Origin of the sequence: Paenibacillus sp. XY044, from assembly GCF_002257645.1 — a bacterium.
Taxonomy (GTDB): domain Bacteria; phylum Bacillota; class Bacilli; order Paenibacillales; family Paenibacillaceae; genus Paenibacillus_AQ.
Window position 1 is genome coordinate 49,607 of record NZ_NQMO01000013.1, and the last position, 16,726, is coordinate 66,332.

Annotated in this window: 17 protein-coding genes; 16 read left to right on the forward strand and 1 reads right to left on the reverse strand. The window is 55.3% G+C overall.

Features of this window, described 5'->3' with window-relative positions; genetic code table 11:
• Positions 1–8 precede the first annotated feature (8 nt).
• The 13 genes from CJP46_RS32500 (at position 9) to CJP46_RS32560 (ending at position 12,588) form a co-directional block, all read left to right on the forward strand.
• On the forward strand, positions 9–200 hold the full coding sequence (locus CJP46_RS32500) for a hypothetical protein (protein WP_179281423.1): 192 nt from the start codon (positions 9–11) through the stop codon (positions 198–200).
• A 267-nt stretch (positions 201–467) separates the two neighbouring features.
• Positions 468–2,006, forward strand: coding sequence for a PucR family transcriptional regulator (locus CJP46_RS32505; RefSeq protein ID WP_094599864.1), 1,539 nt, complete (start codon positions 468–470; stop codon positions 2,004–2,006).
• 148 nt (positions 2,007–2,154) lie between these two features.
• A complete protein-coding gene (locus CJP46_RS32510; protein ID WP_094599776.1) occupies positions 2,155–2,805 on the forward strand; it encodes an aspartate/glutamate racemase family protein in 651 nt (216 codons plus the stop codon).
• A 265-nt stretch (positions 2,806–3,070) separates the two neighbouring features.
• Positions 3,071–4,681 (forward strand): OPT/YSL family transporter, encoded by a 1,611-nt coding sequence (locus tag CJP46_RS32515; protein ID WP_094599777.1) that lies wholly within the window; start codon positions 3,071–3,073, stop codon positions 4,679–4,681.
• 13 nt (positions 4,682–4,694) lie between these two features.
• Positions 4,695–5,753: an S-methyl thiohydantoin desulfurase family protein gene (locus CJP46_RS32520; RefSeq protein ID WP_094599778.1), complete on the forward strand. Its 1,059-nt coding sequence runs from the start codon at positions 4,695–4,697 to the stop codon at positions 5,751–5,753.
• Positions 5,754–5,805: 52 nt separating this feature from the next.
• Complete coding sequence (locus tag CJP46_RS32525) at positions 5,806–6,741, forward strand: DUF1177 domain-containing protein (protein ID WP_094599779.1); 936 nt, start codon at positions 5,806–5,808, stop codon at positions 6,739–6,741.
• Between the two features lie 265 nt (positions 6,742–7,006).
• A complete protein-coding gene (locus tag CJP46_RS32530; RefSeq protein WP_094599780.1) occupies positions 7,007–7,678 on the forward strand; it encodes an AroM family protein in 672 nt (223 codons plus the stop codon).
• Between the two features lie 45 nt (positions 7,679–7,723).
• Positions 7,724–8,674, forward strand: a complete 951-nt coding sequence (locus CJP46_RS32535) for an aminopeptidase (protein WP_094599781.1) — start codon at positions 7,724–7,726, stop codon at positions 8,672–8,674.
• Between the two features lie 47 nt (positions 8,675–8,721).
• On the forward strand, positions 8,722–9,594 hold the full coding sequence (locus CJP46_RS32540) for an NADPH-dependent oxidoreductase (protein WP_256992639.1): 873 nt from the start codon (positions 8,722–8,724) through the stop codon (positions 9,592–9,594).
• A 19-nt stretch (positions 9,595–9,613) separates the two neighbouring features.
• A complete protein-coding gene (locus CJP46_RS32545; protein ID WP_094599782.1) occupies positions 9,614–10,135 on the forward strand; it encodes a nitroreductase family protein in 522 nt (173 codons plus the stop codon).
• Entirely contained in the window at positions 10,116–10,439 is a 324-nt protein-coding gene (locus tag CJP46_RS32550) for a DUF6092 family protein (protein ID WP_256992640.1), read from the forward strand. Before CJP46_RS32545 ends, CJP46_RS32550 begins: the two co-directional genes overlap by 20 nt.
• A 155-nt stretch (positions 10,440–10,594) precedes the next feature.
• The gene (locus CJP46_RS32555; protein WP_179281424.1) at positions 10,595–11,158 is read left to right on the forward strand and encodes a GNAT family N-acetyltransferase; all 564 of its coding nucleotides are present in this window, start codon (positions 10,595–10,597) and stop codon (positions 11,156–11,158) included.
• 119 nt (positions 11,159–11,277) lie between these two features.
• Complete coding sequence (locus CJP46_RS32560) at positions 11,278–12,588, forward strand: replication-associated recombination protein A (protein ID WP_094599784.1); 1,311 nt, start codon at positions 11,278–11,280, stop codon at positions 12,586–12,588.
• A 153-nt stretch (positions 12,589–12,741) separates the two neighbouring features.
• On the opposite strand, the gene mnmA is transcribed toward CJP46_RS32560, so the two are convergent.
• On the reverse strand, positions 12,742–13,866 hold the full coding sequence (gene mnmA, locus CJP46_RS32565; protein ID WP_143813070.1) for a tRNA 2-thiouridine(34) synthase MnmA: 1,125 nt from the start codon (positions 13,864–13,866) through the stop codon (positions 12,742–12,744).
• 308 nt (positions 13,867–14,174) lie between these two features.
• Here mnmA and cymR point away from each other — a divergent pair, with 308 nt between their 5' ends.
• The 3 genes from cymR to CJP46_RS32580 all read left to right on the forward strand — a co-directional run bounded on the left by cymR (position 14,175) and on the right by CJP46_RS32580 (position 16,726).
• A complete protein-coding gene (cymR, locus tag CJP46_RS32570; protein ID WP_094599785.1) occupies positions 14,175–14,594 on the forward strand; it encodes a cysteine metabolism transcriptional regulator CymR in 420 nt (139 codons plus the stop codon).
• Positions 14,595–14,905: 311 nt separating this feature from the next.
• Entirely contained in the window at positions 14,906–16,048 is a 1,143-nt protein-coding gene (locus CJP46_RS32575) for a cysteine desulfurase family protein (protein ID WP_094599786.1), read from the forward strand.
• A gap of 156 nt (positions 16,049–16,204) precedes the next feature.
• Complete coding sequence (locus CJP46_RS32580) at positions 16,205–16,726, forward strand: PRC-barrel domain-containing protein (RefSeq protein WP_094599787.1); 522 nt, start codon at positions 16,205–16,207, stop codon at positions 16,724–16,726.

Genomic DNA, 16,726 nt, shown 5'->3' on the forward strand with positions numbered 1-16,726 from the left:
AGAAAAATATGATGGAACAACAATATGTACACGAGAAATTGATCGAATACAAGCACGCGGATCTGCACAAACGAAGGAGCCGGATGCTGCGTGAACAGGAAAGGCCTGTGGAAAGCACGGTGCAGCAGTATGGCGGTTGGAACAGTCCATCGCCAGGTATCCTCTCGCGTTTGTTCCGCTCCAGAGTGCGGCAGCGGTAACGGGAGCGCGCAGCGTTAAATCCCCTTTTTCATATGTTCGAAATGGCTCAGCAGGCGGGCCGTTTCTAAAGAAACCGTTCTGATGCTGAACGGTTTTTTGCTGTTTATGTCCGAGAGTAAGCTCTTTCCTTCTTTTGGCTGCGGCTATAAAGCGATGGCATCCGAGCTAAGCAGTAAGGTACAATGAAGTGGGGGCATATTCAAGCGGTTACGAAAAACATGAGGACATACTGCACCCAGATATCCGTGAACCGCGAGGTGAAGGCTATGAGTCCGAAAGGTTTGACGGTCAGGGAGATGCTGAAGCTGCAGGTTATGGAGCATGCGCAGCTGATCAGCGGTGAACGCGGCCTGGACCGTATCGTGCAGTATATCGATATTTGGGAGGTTCCCGATATCGGAAATTGGTTACGGGAAGGCGAGATGGTGCTGACGACAGGCTATTCGACCCGGAACGAACCGGAGCTGCTGGTCGAAATGATCGAACAGCTTGCTAAAGTGAATGGGGCGGGGGTGGCCATTAAGCCGGAACGCTTCATTCCCCACATCCCGCAGGAAATGATCGACAAGAGCAATCTTTACGATATCCCGATCATTCAGCTTCCCATCGGCATGGCTTACATTGACATAACATATCACGTTATGGATCAAATTTTGGACCGGCAGGCAGTGCTGCTAAGGCGAGCCGAAGAGGTCAATAAGGCGTTGACCCGTCTGGTTTTGAATAATAAAGGCATTCAAGTCGTCGCCGACAATGTGTCCGAGCTGATCGATTCGCCGATCTGGATCATAGGCAAAGCCGGTGAGGTGCTGGCCTCGTCGCCGGAAGGGTATCCTTACCGGTCTTCGGGGAAACATCATCAGTGGGAGGTCAGCGTCGACAACAAAATGCTCGGCAAGTTCGTGGTAGAGAAGCGGAAGCTGGATGAGCTGGATCTCATGCTGATCGAGCAGGCGCGGCTTGTTTTCTCGCTGGAGCTGATGAGGAACAAAATCGCCAAGGATACGGAAAACCGGCTGCGGGGTACATTTTTCGAAGAGCTCATTTTGAATACGGTGTCCGACGAGCGGGTGACGGCGTCCAGGGGGCGGCAGCTTGGACTTTCTCCCGAGTGGCTGTGGGAAGTGGCCGTCGTTGAGGCGGACGAGCCTTTTTACAATGAGGACAGCGCAGTCGTCACCAATATTCAGTCGTTCATACGCAAGGAGTCCGCAGCTCGGAAAGTCCGTTCCCAGCTCCAAATCCACGGGGGCAGAATCGTGCTGTTTCTGCCCTCCGCCAAGTCTTCGGGGCAGGAGTACCGGACCGTGGACAAGGATGTGCCGCTGCCATGGTGCGATGCCCTCTCCGGGCAGGTGAGCTCGTGGGAAGGAGTGCGGATGGGCATCGGCCGTCCCGGCTCTCTCGTCGAGGCGCACCGAAGCTATGGCGAAGCCCGAACGGCGGTGTCGATCGGGTACCGGCTGAACCAGGAGCGCAGGATGTTCACCTACACGGAAGTGGAGATGATCCAGCTGCTCCAGGAGTCGACCGACCCCGCCGGCCTAAACCGGTTCGTCGAGGAAAAAGTAGGCGTGCTCGCTGAACACGACAGGACCCACGGCACAAATTACGTCAGGACGCTTTATCATTATTTGGCGACAGGCGGCAGCCTGAACGAAACGTCCCGGCGGATGTTTATTCACCGAAATTCGGTAAACTACCGGATGGACCGGATCAAATCGATTATGGACCTTGATTTGAATAACCCAAGGTGCCGATTCGAACTGTACTTATGTACGACATTTTATTTATTAAATCATTAGTCGATCAGAGCGACCCTTGTGCCAGGAGCACAAAGGGTCGTTTTTAGTTTTGGTGGGTGAGTACATTGTCCCATCGTAGTGAAAGGCATAAAATCTAATGTAATATATTTTAACATCAATAGTTTAAAGTAACGAAGGGGTGATTGACTTGATAGGATTAATTCGTGTATTTACGGCAAAAGATAATGAAGTGCTGCAAGCGCACGGAAACATGATTCGCGAGCAATTTGATGTCCCTGTCATGAGCAGAAGCATTCCCGATCAACCGCTTGGCATTTACGATGATGCGTCGGAGGAATTGGCCCTTCCGAAAATTGTAGAGCTGGGCATCCAAATGGAGCAGGAAGGCTGCCGCCTGCTGATTGTCAGCTGCGCCGCCGACCCGGGCGTCAGTGAGCTGCGCAGCCGCGTATCGATCCCCGTCATCGGGGCCGGAAGTTCGGCCGCTCTGGTCGCTCTCTCGCTAGGCGAGCCCGTCGGATTAATGGGGATCACCGAAGGGATTCCGCCGGTCATGAACGTTTTGCTGGATGAGCTGATCGTGGGATACTGCCGGCCTGAAGGCGTGATGAACACGACGGATTTGCTAACGGAAGCGGGAAGGCAGAAGGCACTGGAAGGGGCACATTCTCTGGTGGAGAAGGGAGCAAAAGCAATTGTATTCGCTTGCACAGGGTTCTCTACCATCTCGTTTGCCGATGTGATCCGGAAGGAGCTGCAGGTTCCCGTCATTGATATCGTAGAAGCGGAAGGCCTGATGGCCGCCAACTACTATAAACAGATTATTTCGGCTTCCTGACCGCTCGGATTCACCAGTGCTGTATTACCCCGAAAGCGACGCAATCGAATCTCTTTTCTCAATGCAGATCGGGCAGCAGGAATATTTCCTTCCCCTCCGATGATCGTCCGGACCCAAAAAGCAACACCGCTTGTGGCATGGCATGAACATATCCTAGTCAATCGGCCTGCAATATAGATTGAACTAAAGAAACGAATGTACTAATGAATGTACTTTAGTTCAATCTATCTAACGAGTGAAATTCATATATATTGGAGGCGTTATCATGAGCGAAGTAAAACACGAAGCAGAACAAGCAGGCGGCAAAGAAAAGCACCCCAGCATTTTTGAGCCCTTCGGCTTAATACTCAACATCGTTACCGGCATCCTGGGTGCTATCGTCGGGATACAGATCGTTACCACGCTTGGTGTTACGCCAAATACGGCCATCATCGGTGCGCTGGTGGCGATGCTCATCGCGAGGATTCCGATCGCGGTCTTTAAAAAATACAAGTCGGTGCACCGGCAAAACATGGTCCAGACCTCGATATCCTCGGCAACGTTCGGGGCGGCCAACAGTTTGTTTATTCCGATCGGCATTCCGTTCGTGATGGGGGAGACAAAACTCATCGTACCGATGCTGATCGGCGCGGCCATGGCCATGTTCGTGGATGCGGCGCTGTTGTACAAGCTGTTCGACTCGAAGCTGTTCCCGGCATCGGGAACGTGGGCACCAGGCGTGGCGACAGCCGAATCGATCATTGCCGGCGATAAGGGCGGCAAGCGTGCCGGACTGCTGGGCGTCGGGACGGTGCTAGGTCTCATCGGTTCCTATTTCCACATTTCGATGTCGGCCTTCGGCGTCGCCTTTATCGGCAACATTTGGGCGCTCAGCATGTTCGGCATCGGTCTTCTGATCCGCCAATATTCCATTCCGTGGTTCAACATTGACGTGGAAGCCCTGTATATCGCCCACGGCGTCATGATCGGCGCAGGAATCGTCGCCCTCGTTCAAGCCGCGATCCTGATTTTCAAGCGGCCGAAAAGAGCGGAGGGAGAAGCCGACGACTCGAAGTACACTCGCACGGAGCGTGAAGCGAGACGTTCCTTGGGACTGGGCTTTGTCGCTTACCTGATCATTGCACTCATCATTGCCATCATCGGTGGCCTGATGACGAAGATGTCCCTCGGCATGCTGATAGGTTTTCTGTTCTTTGCGGCCTTTGCCGCGTTTGTGCACGAAATTATCGTCGGCATCGCGGCCATGCATTCCGGCTGGTTCCCGGCCTTTGCCGTCGCGTTCATTACGCTCTTGTTCGGCATGCTGATCGGCTTTCCGCCGGTCGCGCTGGCTCTGCTGGCCGGATTTAGCGCCGCTACAGGCCCGGCGTTTGCGGACATGGGATACGACCTGAAAACCGGGTACATTTTGCGCGGCAACGGGGAAGATCCCGAATTTGAAAAACGGGGCAGAAAACAGCAGTATATGACAGGCATGATCGCTTTCGGCGTGGCCGTCATCGTTGTTGCACTGACGTATAATTCCTATTTCTCGCAAAAGCTCGTTCCGCCGATCGATACGGTCTACGTATCGACGATTCAAGCGGGAACCTCGGGCGACGTGGCGATGAAGCTGCTGCTTTGGGCCATTCCGGGCGCAATTCTACAGCTCGTCGGCGGCGCCAAACGCCAGATCGGCGTCATGTTCGCTACAGGCCTGCTCATTGCGACACCGAACGCCTGCTGGGCTGTCCTGGCGGGTCTGCTGATCCGGATCGTCGTCTTGAAGGTAAAAGGCAAGGAAGCCGAGACGCCGATGAGTATCCTGGCGGCCGGTTTTATCGCAGGGGACGCACTGTACAGCTTCTTTAACTCGATATTCAAAATCAGAAAGTAGGTGCGAATTACCAATGGCACGTATACCTTTGGATGAAAAAATGATGGAGAGCGCCGTTTATGGCGGCGCGGTACTAGGCGGCGGCGGGGGTGGCTGGATCGAGGAAGGCCTTCAGATCGGCCGGCTCGCGCTCGAGCTGGGGCAGCCTGAGCTGCGGACCATCGACGAGTTCGCCGATGACGACACGCTTGTTACCGTATCGCTGGTCGGTGCCCCTGGGGCAAAGGATAAGTATCTGAAGCCCATTCACTACTCCAAAGCGCTGGACATGCTGGCCGGCTTGCTCGGTCAGCCGATCTCGGCCATTCACACCAACGAGAACGGAGCCGGCACAACGGTCAACGGATGGCTGCAATCAGTCATCACGGGAATTCCGCTGGTCGACTTCGCCTGCAACGGCAGGGCGCATCCGACAGGAACGATGGGCGCGCTGAATTTGACCGAAGTGGAAGATTACGTATCCCACCAGACGGCCATCGGCGGCAAAGGCGACAATTATTTGGAGTTCAGCATCTCGGGCTCCCTAGGCAAAGCGGCGTCGATGGTCCGCAAAGCGTCCGTTGAAGCGGGCGGCCTGGTCGCTGTGGCGAGAAATCCGGTGACCGCAGCCTATGCGAAGCAGAACGGCGCCCCAGGGGCCATTTCGCAGGCCATCGTGGTCGGGCAGGCGCTGCTCGGCGCCAAAGGCGAAGCGGCCATCGAGGCGGTTGTCGGCAAGCTAGGCGGCCGGATCGTTGCAGCCGGAGAAGTGACGGATTTCGAAATCGAGACGACGGGCGGATTCGATGTCGGGACGGTATGGATCGACGGGTTCGAAATGACGTTCTGGAATGAATATATGACGCTGGAAAAGGACGGGGAACGCTTCGCGACATTCCCGGACCTGATCATGACCCTGGACGCCAAGTCAGCCAGGCCGATCGTCACCGCCGCTTTGGAGAAGGGACAACAGCTCGCCGTGATTGTCGTGCCGAAGGAGAAGCTGCTGCTCAGCAGCACGATGCGCAACAAGAAGTTGATGCTGCCGGTGGAAGACATTATCAAGAAGCCGGTTTTGGACTATTTGTTCTAATGTTACGGAGAAGACACCTGCACAACAGACAGAATATGGAGGTAATGGACGTATGACACTCAAACAAACGATGATTTCGCTGGATGCGATGGATGATGGCTATGTAACGGGAGAGAAGGTCAAAGCACTGTTCGCCGATTATTCGGAGGTTTCCACCCACGTACAAAAAGTAACGGGTGAAAAAGGAAGCACCGATTTTATTAAAATCGTCATTCCGGGAACCGAGGGCAAGTCGAGGGGCGGTTCCGTTCCGACCCTTGGCATCGTCGGACGGCTTGGCGGCATCGGCGCCCGTCCGAGCCGGACGGGACTCGTCTCCGATGCCGACGGGGCCGTAGCGGCGGTTGCTTCCGCGCTTAAGCTGGCGGATATGCAGGTGAAGGGAGACCGCCTAAAAGGCGACGTCATCGTGACGACGCATATTTGCCCGGATGCTCCAACCCGTCCGCATGAGCCGGTTGATTTTATGGACTCGCCGGTCGATATCGGTGCGATGAACGCCCATGAGGTGCTGCCGGAGATGGATGCTGTCCTCTCGATCGACACGACGAAGGGCAACCGCGTGATCAACCATAAAGGCTTCGCCATTTCGCCGACCGTTAAGGAAGGTTATATTTTGCGGGTGAGCGAGGACCTGCTGCGCATTATGGAAATGACGACAGGACTGCTGCCGGTGACGTTTCCGATCACCATGCAGGACATTACGCCTTACGGCAACGACTTGTACCACATCAATTCGATCCTGCAGCCTGCCGTAGCCACCTCGGCACCGGTCGTTGGGGTAGCTGTCACGGCGCAGTCGGTCGTGCCGGGCTGCGGCACGGGGGCCAGCCACGAGATCGACATTGCCGCCGCCGTTCGCTTTGCGGTGGAAGTCGCCAAGGAGGTAACGAACGGTACGTGCGCGTTTTATGATTCGGAAGAATATGACCGGTTCGTCAAGCTGTACGGTTCGATGAAGGTGCTGCAAACGGCGGGGAATGCCTGAGTCATCACGGAAAAGGGAAGAGGCCAAGGGCCGTCTTCCCTTTTTGAAGATATAACAAAGTATCATCTTCGAAAGACTGTGCTTCCTTATATCGCAAGAAAAACTTCCGCTAGATGCGGTCTGGCTTCATTGAGGGCACGTCGTTAGACGTTTTTCTTATCAGGCAGGCGGTTACGATTCAATCATGATATAACAGAGGATCACGGACCGCGTGAAATGGGGAAGCTTCATTCGATATTGATCATGTTGGAGGAGGACAAGCCGTATGACGAAACTGGGTGTAATTACGATCGGGCAGGCGCCGCGGAAGGACGTTACGCCGATTTTAGAAGCGCATCTGCCAAGCCGGGTGGACATTGTCCAGGCCGGAGTGCTGGACGGAATGACCAAGGAAGAAATCGACGCAAAGCTGAAGCCGGAGGAAGGGGATCATACGCTCACCTCGCGGTTAACGACAGGGCAGTCGGTCGTCATGGGAAGAAGCAAAATGCAGCCGCTCCTTCAGCAAAAAATTTATGCTATGGAAGAGCAGGGCATCCGGCAGATTTTACTGCTATGTACAGGCGTTTTTCCGGGACTTGCGACCCGATCTTCCTATTTGATCGAGCCGGATCATATTATTCCCCCGGCAGTGAAAGCCATGGTCGGCCCAAGACGCTTGGGCGTTATCGTCCCGCTTGAAGAGCAGAAGGACAGCATGAAGACAAAGTTTGAGCCCTATGGGCTTCATCCGGTGTTTGCCGTTGCCTCGCCATACATTTTTAATGAAGGAAATTTTGAAGCCGCCGCACGTGCGCTGATGGACCAGACAGACCTGATCCTGCTGGACTGCATGGGGTACACGGAGGAAGCGCGCCGAATCGTGGCCGAAGCCTCCGGCTTGCCGGTCATCCTGTCGAATGCTATTATGGCTAAAATCGTATCGGAAATGATTTGAGCCGGTCGAGAGCCTATTTTTCATAAGGAAGGAAGCTGTTTCGCAATGAATGAAAAGATCGTTGAAATCAGTATGAACACGTTGGCCGATTGCCTTGGCTTGAAATCCGGAGAGACTTTCCTGGTCGTTACCGATGAGAGCCGGAAGGAGCTGGCCGAAGCGTTGCACGAAGCTGGAAAGCGCCTTGGTGCCGAGTCGATGCTGGCGGTCATGAAGGAGCGCGCAAAGTCGGGGGAGGAGCCGCCTAAGGCGATCGCGGCCGCCATGGCCAAAGCACAGGTCGTGGTGTGCATTACGAAGCATTCGCTGACGCATACGCAGGCCCGCAAGCAGGCTGCAGCTGCCGGCGCGCGTCTGGCCACGATGCCGGGCATCACCGAGGACATGTTCCTGGAAGGCGCCATTGCTGCCGATTATACGCAGGTCAAGGCGCTGACCGAGAAAGTGACGGAAATGCTGACAGGCGCCCAAACGGTGCGCATCGAAAAGGACGGTCGTTCGCTGGAATTTTCCATCCAGGGACGGGACGGGGTGCCCAGCACGGGCATGTACCTGGAGCCGGGACAATCCGGAAACCTGCCTTCGGGTGAAGCCTATATCGCTCCGGTCGAAGGAACGGCTGAAGGTCAAATCGTCGTGGACGGCTCCATTGCCGGCATTGGCAAGCTGTCGGGCCCGATCGTGCTGACCGTGGAAAAGGGCCGTCTGATCGCGGCCGAAGGCGGACCGGAGGGTGAGAAGCTGCTGCAGATGCTCGGCGATGGGGACGGCCGCTCGCTCGGGGAGTTCGGCATCGGCACGAACGAGAAGGCCCGCATCACCGGCGTCGTGCTGGAAGACGAGAAGGTATACCGCACCATTCACGTGGCCTTCGGCAGCAACAACACGTTCGGCGGCGTCGTAGCCGCAGGCGTGCATATCGATTGCGTCGTCGGCAAGCCGGATGTGTATCTGGACGGCCGTCAAATCATGAAGAACGGGGAATTGAACGGCTGAACCCTTTAGTTTTTACGGAATGCACATCGCATTAGGGGGGGAGAAACATGAGCCAAAACATGAGCCGAAACATGATACCAAACCGCTTCGAGTTGGAGGGAAGCCTGCCGGACGAAACGCAGCTGAACGGGACGATCCGAGTCCTGACAAGCCATGAGTCCGTCCGGGGTTTTACGCCGGAGAAGGTGCCGCCGGGCGCGCTCGATGCGATCCTGACGTCTGCCAGAAGCGCGCCTACTTCCTCCAACCTGCAGGCATACAGCATCATCGTTGTCCGGGATGCGGACCGTAAATCGCGAATTTCGGCTTTGTCCGGCCATCAGGCGTTTATCCAGGAAGCGCCGGTAATGCTGATCTTCTGCGCGGACATCCATCGGCTCAAATACGTTACCCAACAGCAGGGCTACGTCTTTAAAGCGGACACGCTGGAGATGTTCCTGCTGTCTTCCGTCGATGCCGCGCTGGCGATGCAGAACGCCCTGGTCGCTGCCGAAGCGCTCGGCTATGCCGCCGTCCCGGTCGGTTCTGTCCGCAACCACCCGGAGGAACTGGCGAAAGAACTTGGCCTTCCTGAAGGGATGTTCGCCGTGGTCGGATTGTCGGTAGGCCATGAGCGTGAAGGCGTACGCAGAGGGGTTAAACCCCGCTTGCCTAAGGGCGTTACGGTTCATGAAGAGCAGTATTCGGACGCAGCTTTGGACGATGGGCTGAAAGCTTACGATGAGCAAATGATCGCACGCCGTTCGTACGACGGCCGCCGGGTCTCGATTGCCGGCGAGCCGGAAAAGGAGGGGGCGGACTATGGCTGGTGCGAGCACACGGCCAGGCGCTGCACAAGACCGGAGACGATTGCGGCATCGTCAAGCTTAAGAGAGAATTTGCGGGAAGTTCTGCTGCAGAGAGGATTTGCCTTGCGTTAGGCGAGAGGGGGACAACACCATGAATGTACTGGAAACCATCAAAGCACGGCGCAGTGCGCGTTCTTTTGCCGACGAGCGGCTCGCGCCGCATATCGTGGAGGCGATCGAGGAAGCCATTCTCCACAGTCCGTCGGCAAGCAACGCTCAGGAATCGCATTTTGTCATCGTTCAGGACGAGGTCCAAATCCGGCGAATCAAGCGGTTTGCGCAGGGACTGTCGGGACGGCCGGCGGCAGTGGTCGTTCTCTGCAGCAATCATGCGGAAGCGCTGGCGCGGGGCGGAGCAGACAGTGCGGACACGCTGCGGTTTATTAATTTGGGCGTCGCCGCTTCCGCCATTATGCTGACCGCTCAATCCCTAGGCGCGTCCAGCTGTCCTGTCCGTTCGTTCCACGCACCGTCCATAGCCGCGATCGCCGGTTTGCCTGAGGGAGTCCGGCCGGAGCTTCTAATCAGCCTCGGTTACGCCGATAAGCCGCCGCGTCCGAAAACGTCGAAGCCGCCGAAGGAGATGATTTCATTTGAACGCTACGGAAGCTAACCTAAGGGCCGGTGATATGCGGGAGCAGCTGCTGGATTTTGCGGCCTATGTGTTGACCAGCGCCCATGCACTCTACCGCGAGCCCCAGTCCTACGGCCCAATGCGGCTGGCGGATACGCTGGAGAAGGGGCTGGAGCTGCTGCAAGCCGCCGGGATTCGGGATGAAACGGTGGACAAAGCCATGGAAGCGGTCCGCGAATCCCGGCCGCTGTCCATGACGGACCCCGAAGGCTTTGCCGGCGCTTTGGACCGGGCGATCGCCGTGCTGGTAAAAGCCACGCTCGAGGGGAAGCCCGAAGCTTGAATACCTTCGCCACAGCGAAGAAAAGCCGATATTTAATACTACACCGCAGTCCGGCTGGCCGGCTCTGCGGTGTTTTTCGTCATGCGGGCCATTATAATAAAAGCATGACAACTTATTTATAGAAAATGAACGATAATGAAGGAGACCAGCGAACGATGCAGCATCAGGTGACGGAACATTGGAATGAAGCGATGTGGCAGCAGGCGGAGCCGATCTATGAGGAGGCTTTTCCGGAGCATGGGCGGAAAACGAAATCGATCGTCATGCGCATGTTTGAAAGGGGACTGTGTGCACTGCACGTCTGGAACGACGGACAAGCCGCTGCAGCCATGGCCCTGACCGGCATGGATGCCAAGGAAAACCTGCTGGTCATCGATTACATTGCCGTACGGGGAAGTCTCAGGGGACGGGGCGCCGGTCTCGCATGCCTGCAGGACTTACGGGAATGGGCCCGCAGCAAGCGCTGCAGAGGCATCGTGATTGAAGCAGAAGCCGATCCATCGGAGGAAAACGCCGGCAGAATCGCCTTTTGGGAAAAGGCGGGGTTTACACAGGCGGCATACGTGCATTCGTATATTTGGGTACCGGAAACGTATCGGGCGATGTACCTCAGCCTGGATCCCGCCCATCCCGTCGAGTCGCATGACGGTGGTGAGGAACTGTTTAAGTCGATCCTGCGTTTTCACGAAAAGGCATACCGCCGTCCGAACCCGTCTTGAGCTCGCCCCCGTTCTCACAGAAGAGAAGGAAATGAACTCTCCCGGCCGGGTATGGTATGATAGAAGAACAGCTATGTTCCGCAGGGACATGCATTTTAGACTTCAAGGACGTGAATAGAATGGACTTATTCTCTTTCCAGCAGGAATCGAATCCGGGAGCACGGCTCCTGGCCGACCGGATGCGACCGACCACGCTGGATGAATATATCGGGCAGGAGCATATCGTCGGTCCGGGCAAGCTGCTGCGCCGGGCGATCGAAGCCGACCAGGTATCCTCCATCCTTTTGTACGGGCCGCCGGGATGCGGTAAGACGACGCTCGCCCATATAATTTCGCAGCATACGCAGGCGGACTTCGTCCGGCTGAATGCCGTTGACGCTTCCGTCAAGGATGTCCGCGAGGTCATCGACCAGGCCCAGACCAATAAATCGATGTACGGCACGAAAACGATCCTCTTTCTGGACGAGGTCCACCGCTTTAACAGCTCGCGCCAGGATGCGCTGCTGCCGGCGGTGGAGAAGGGGACGATCATTTTTATCGGTGCGACGACGGAGAATCCGTTCCATTACGTGAACGGGGCCTTGATGAGCCGCTCGACGCTGTTTCAGCTTCATCCGCTCACCAAGGAGCATTCCATGCTGGCGATGAAGCGGGCGCTGCAGGATCCGGACAAGGGACTCGGCTTCATGAATCTGAAGGTCGACGAGGAAGCTCTCGATCATATTGCGACGATGGCGAACGGGGATATCCGGCGCGCGCTGAATGCGCTGGAATTGGCCGCGTTGACGACGCCTCCCGAGGCGGACGGAACCGTCCATATCACGCTCGAAGTGGCGGAGGAGTCAATCCGCCGGCCGATCGTGCGCGCGGATGAGTCGACCCAGTATGACGTGCTTTCGGCGTTTCATAAGAGCATTCGCGGCTCGAGCGATGCCGCGCTGTTCTGGTTCCTCTACGCGGTGGAGAAGCTGGGCATGGACCCGATGGTGTTCATCCGCCGGCTGATTGCCGCCAGCAGCGAGGATATCGGGCTGGCAAACCCGCAGGCGATGGTTCAGGCCGTCAGCGCGCTGGACGCTTACCGGAACAACGGCTGGCCGGAGGCAAAGCTGAACATCGCGCAGGCGATCCTGTTTGCGGTGGAGAGCCCGAAATCCAACAGGGTCTACACGGCGATTTCGAATGCGATGTCCGCCATGGACGAGATCAAATCCGCGGAAGTACCGCTCCATTTGCGGGACACACACTATAAGGGCGCCGTCAAGCTGGGTCATGAAGGATACAAATATCCGCACAATTATCCCGGCCATTACGTGAAGCAGGACTACTTGCCGAAGGAGATCGCCGGCCGGGCATTCTATGAAGCGTCGGAGCAGGGCAACGAGGCGAAAATCCGGCATAACCAGCAGCTCCGGAAGGATCCGTCCTGAACGGCCGGTGCCCGGGAAAACTCAGAGCATACCTGGGGATTAGTTTTGCGATTACAGCAGGATAATAATGATGGCGGGGAGAATCTTTAAGGACGGCAAGCAAAAAACCGCCGGTCCTCGAAAGAGCCGGCGGCTTGCATATATGCTTTGCGTTTAGATGACAGCTTCGTATTGAACCTTCTCGACCTTATCGATCGTTCCACCGCCCAGGCACACATCGTCCTGGTAGAACACGACGGCTTGGCCGGGCGTAATGGCTTTTTGCTTCTCGGCAAACGTAACGTGGACGTTTCCGTCCGGCTGCCATTCCAGCGTAACCTTCTGGTCGGGCTGACGGTAGCGGAACTTAGCGGTACATTGGAAGGGCTCTTTGGGCACGGCCCCTTGTCCCGCGATCCAGTTCACGCCTGAAGCGATGAGCCCGGTGGAGTACAGGCTGGGATGCTGATCCCCCTGTACGACGTACAGAATGTTCTTCTCCAGATCCTTGTCGGCGACGAACCACGGTTCGCCCGAACCGGAACCGCCGATGCCAAGGCCTTGGCGCTGTCCGAGCGTGTAGTACATGAGACCGTCATGGCGGCCTTTGACTTCGCCGGTTGCGATATCGACCATTTGGCCGGATTGGGCAGGCAGGTATTGGCTCAAGAACTCTTTGAAATTGCGTTCTCCGATAAAGCATACCCCGGTGCTGTCCTTCTTCTTGGCGGTATAGAGCCCGGCTTCTTCCGCGATCCGGCGGACCTCCGGCTTAGGCAGATGTCCGATGGGGAACATCGCCTTCGACAGCTGCTGCTGATTGAGCGCGTTCAGGAAGTAGGTCTGATCCTTGTTGCTGTCCACGCCGCGCAGCAGCGTATAGACGCCGTCCTGCTCGACGACGCGGGCATAGTGGCCGGTGGCTACATATTGGGCGCCCAAATTCATCGCTTTCGCAAGGAATTCACCGAATTTGATCTCCCGGTTGCACATGACATCGGGATTTGGTGTGCGGCCCGACTTATATTCATCGAGAAAATAGGAAAATACTTTATCGTAATATTCCTTTTCGAAGTTCACCGTGTAATAAGGGATGTCGATCTGCTCGCAGACGCGGCGGACATCTTCAGCGTCGTCTTCTGCGGTGCAGTTGCCGAATTCATCGGTGTCATCCCAGTTTTTCATAAAAATGCCGATGACGTCGTAGCCCTGCTGCTTCAGAAGCAGCGCGGTTACGGATGAGTCGACACCGCCGGACATGCCGACGACGACACGCGTATTTCGATTATCTGTAGACAAAAGTCATCACCATTTTCATATGAGATTGTGCCCATAGCCTCTATTTTAACACATTTGTCTACAGATCACACCACATCGGTTGTCCACCGGTCGCGAACATTTCTTTGTTTTGTCATTGTTTTTTAAACCAAAACGGAGCTGGATATGTTAACATAGGCTAGGGAAATGATCGGATTACGCAGATATGGAAAAAGCTTACATAAGCTGACTTCATTAGGATTTACCATCGACATGTTAAACCAAAGCATTTAAACGATACATGAGTAAGGGCTAAAAACCATGAATTTCACTTGAGAGAGGTGCCACCTTTGAAAATATCGACAAAAGGCCGTTACGGCTTGACAATCATGATGGAGCTTGCTGCCAAATACGGCGAAGGGCCGACATCCCTGAAGAGTATTGCCGAGAAGAACCAACTTTCCGAGCACTATTTGGAGCAGCTGATCGCTCCGCTCCGGAACGCCGGACTCGTCAAGAGCATCCGCGGTGCATACGGCGGTTACATCTTATCGCGTGAGGCTTCCGAAATTACGGCTGGAGACGTTATACGCGTGCTTGAGGGACCGATTTCGCCGGTCGATTTTACGGAAGAGGATGATCCGGCCAAACGTAATCTTTGGCTGCGGATCCGTGACGGAATCGCCAATGTGCTGGATTCGACGACGCTCGCGGACCTGATTTCCTACCACGAGCAAGAGAAGTCTGAGAACTATATGTTCTATATTTAGGCAAAAGGCTGCAGCCACTCGCATTAGCGAGTGGCATTCGGCTTTGCGAGAGCGCTTTTTTCCAAAGTTTTGTAAGTAAATCTTTTCCATATAAAAACAGACCCGCTTTCGCGAGTCTGTTATCGGTTTTTACTGTTGACGGAACGGGTTGTTGAACCCCGTTTTGAATCCTTGCAGCTGTTGCGTTTCCATATACCCCGATACGAGCTGGGATACGGAGCTCAGCATTTGCTGGTAAGCCATCGATGCCTGCTGGGTTTGCTGCGTCACAAGACATCATACACAAGACAGAAGATCAAGGTGGTGTAATTATGAATTCAATCTACTTGGACCATGCGGCTTCCACTCCCGTGCATCCGGAAGTAGCGGAAGAAATGATGCGTGTCATGACCGGTCAATACGGCAACGCATCCAGCGTTCACGCATTCGGCCGTGCGGCCAAGCGCACCGTCAACGGGGCAAGGGACCGGATCGCCAAGTTTCTCGGCTGCCTGCCTGATGAAATCGTCTTTACCGCCGGGGGCACGGAAAGTGACAACCTCGCTTTATTCGGCGCAGCTTTCATGCGCAAGTCTAAAGGTAACCACATTATTACGTCATCCATTGAGCATCATGCCGTGCTCCACGCTTGTGAAGAGCTGGAGAAGGAAGGATTCCGGGTCACTTATTTGCCGGTAGACCATACCGGACGGGTTCAGGTTGAAGACCTGGAGGCGGCATTGTCGGACGACACGATTCTGATCAGCATCATGTACGCAAACAACGAGGTCGGAACGATTCAGCCGATAGAAGAAATCGGGAGGATCGCCCGAAGCCGGGACATTCTTTTTCATGTGGACGCCGTTCAGGCACTCGGAGCGCTGCCCATCAACGGCCATGATCTTCCCGTCGACATGATGAGCTTTTCCGCGCACAAAATCAACGGCCCTCAAGGCGTAGGAGCGCTGTACATCCGCAAAGGACTGGTCATCGCTCCGCGCCTCCACGGCGGACTTCAGGAGAAGAAGCGGCGCGCCGGAACGGAAAATATGGCCGGAATTGCCGGTTTCGGCAAAGCCGTAGAGATTGCTTCCGGGCAGATGGAGCAGCGGAGAGAGCATGACCTGCGTTTGCGCCAAGCCCTGATCGGCACGTTGGAAAACGAGATCGGCCAAGACGCATTTGTCGTCAATGGTCACCCCACGGCATGTTTACCCCACATTGTGAACATCAGCTTTCCTCAGACGGACACGGAAACGCTCTTGATGAATCTGGACATGGAGGGCATCGCTGCGGCCAGCGGCTCGGCCTGTACGTCAGGCTCGCTGGAGCTGTCCCATGTGCTGCAGGCGATGCAGCTCCCTCAAAATGTTTTGCGTTCTGCGATTCGTTTCAGCTTTGGTTTGGGTAATACTACTGAAGATATGGAGTACACAGCCCAAAAAATTGGAACCATTCTGCGTCGTCTTACGTAAGTAAGGTAGGGATTCTCCATGCATGGAGAGGGAGGGATGAGTGCTCCATACCGTTCGCGAGACAAATCGACCTGCGGGTGCCGCATTGGATTGGCTGACTCCGGTAACGCGAAGGCATTTGTTTCAATTTGAAGAGGGTAAGGTGGGATCCTGGCCATGAAATTCCAAGAGATGATCGGACTTGCCGTATTTGATGTGGAAGAAGGCAAGGAGATCGGCAAAATATACGATTTTATCATCACCGAAGATTGGAAAATTCAAGGTCTTGAGCTGGAAGGCAAAGGATTGTTCTCCAGCGCGGCGAAGACGGTGTCCTGGGAGGACGTCGTCGCTTATGGCGAAGATGCTGTGATGATTCGTAATAAACAGGCTGTTCGCAAGACGGATGCCGACGACATACAATACACCTATCTTTTGGGTAAAAATAAATTGAAGGATCTGGACGTGCTTACCGAGGACGGTACGATGCTTGGTAAAGTAACGGACGTTTATTTTGACCAGGAAATGGGAAATACAATATTAGGTCTCGAAATAAGCGACGGATTTGTTTCGGATTTGATCGAAGGGCGGAAATGGCTGCCCTGCACCACGGAAATGTCCATAGGGGAGAATGCGGTAATGGTTCCGCCTATGAGCGAACAGCGTTTGGAAAAAGCCATTAATTCTGTTAACGGATAG

Excerpts from the sequence above, each read along its gene's own strand:
- CJP46_RS32500 (WP_179281423.1), top strand. The coding sequence starts at position 9 with ATGATGGAACAACAATATGTACACGAGAAATTGATCGAATACAAGCAC.
- CJP46_RS32505 (WP_094599864.1), top strand. The coding sequence starts at position 468 with ATGAGTCCGAAAGGTTTGACGGTCAGGGAGATGCTGAAGCTGCAGGTT.
- CJP46_RS32515 (WP_094599777.1), top strand. The coding sequence starts at position 3,071 with ATGAGCGAAGTAAAACACGAAGCAGAACAAGCAGGCGGCAAAGAAAAG.
- CJP46_RS32520 (WP_094599778.1), top strand. The coding sequence starts at position 4,695 with ATGGCACGTATACCTTTGGATGAAAAAATGATGGAGAGCGCCGTTTAT.
- CJP46_RS32525 (WP_094599779.1), top strand. The coding sequence starts at position 5,806 with ATGACACTCAAACAAACGATGATTTCGCTGGATGCGATGGATGATGGC.
- CJP46_RS32530 (WP_094599780.1), top strand. The coding sequence starts at position 7,007 with ATGACGAAACTGGGTGTAATTACGATCGGGCAGGCGCCGCGGAAGGAC.
- CJP46_RS32535 (WP_094599781.1), top strand. The coding sequence starts at position 7,724 with ATGAATGAAAAGATCGTTGAAATCAGTATGAACACGTTGGCCGATTGC.
- CJP46_RS32540 (WP_256992639.1), top strand. The coding sequence starts at position 8,722 with ATGAGCCAAAACATGAGCCGAAACATGATACCAAACCGCTTCGAGTTG.
- CJP46_RS32545 (WP_094599782.1), top strand. The coding sequence starts at position 9,614 with ATGAATGTACTGGAAACCATCAAAGCACGGCGCAGTGCGCGTTCTTTT.
- CJP46_RS32555 (WP_179281424.1), top strand. The coding sequence starts at position 10,595 with ATGCAGCATCAGGTGACGGAACATTGGAATGAAGCGATGTGGCAGCAG.
- CJP46_RS32560 (WP_094599784.1), top strand. The coding sequence starts at position 11,278 with ATGGACTTATTCTCTTTCCAGCAGGAATCGAATCCGGGAGCACGGCTC.
- CJP46_RS32575 (WP_094599786.1), top strand. The coding sequence starts at position 14,906 with ATGAATTCAATCTACTTGGACCATGCGGCTTCCACTCCCGTGCATCCG.
- CJP46_RS32580 (WP_094599787.1), top strand. The coding sequence starts at position 16,205 with ATGAAATTCCAAGAGATGATCGGACTTGCCGTATTTGATGTGGAAGAA.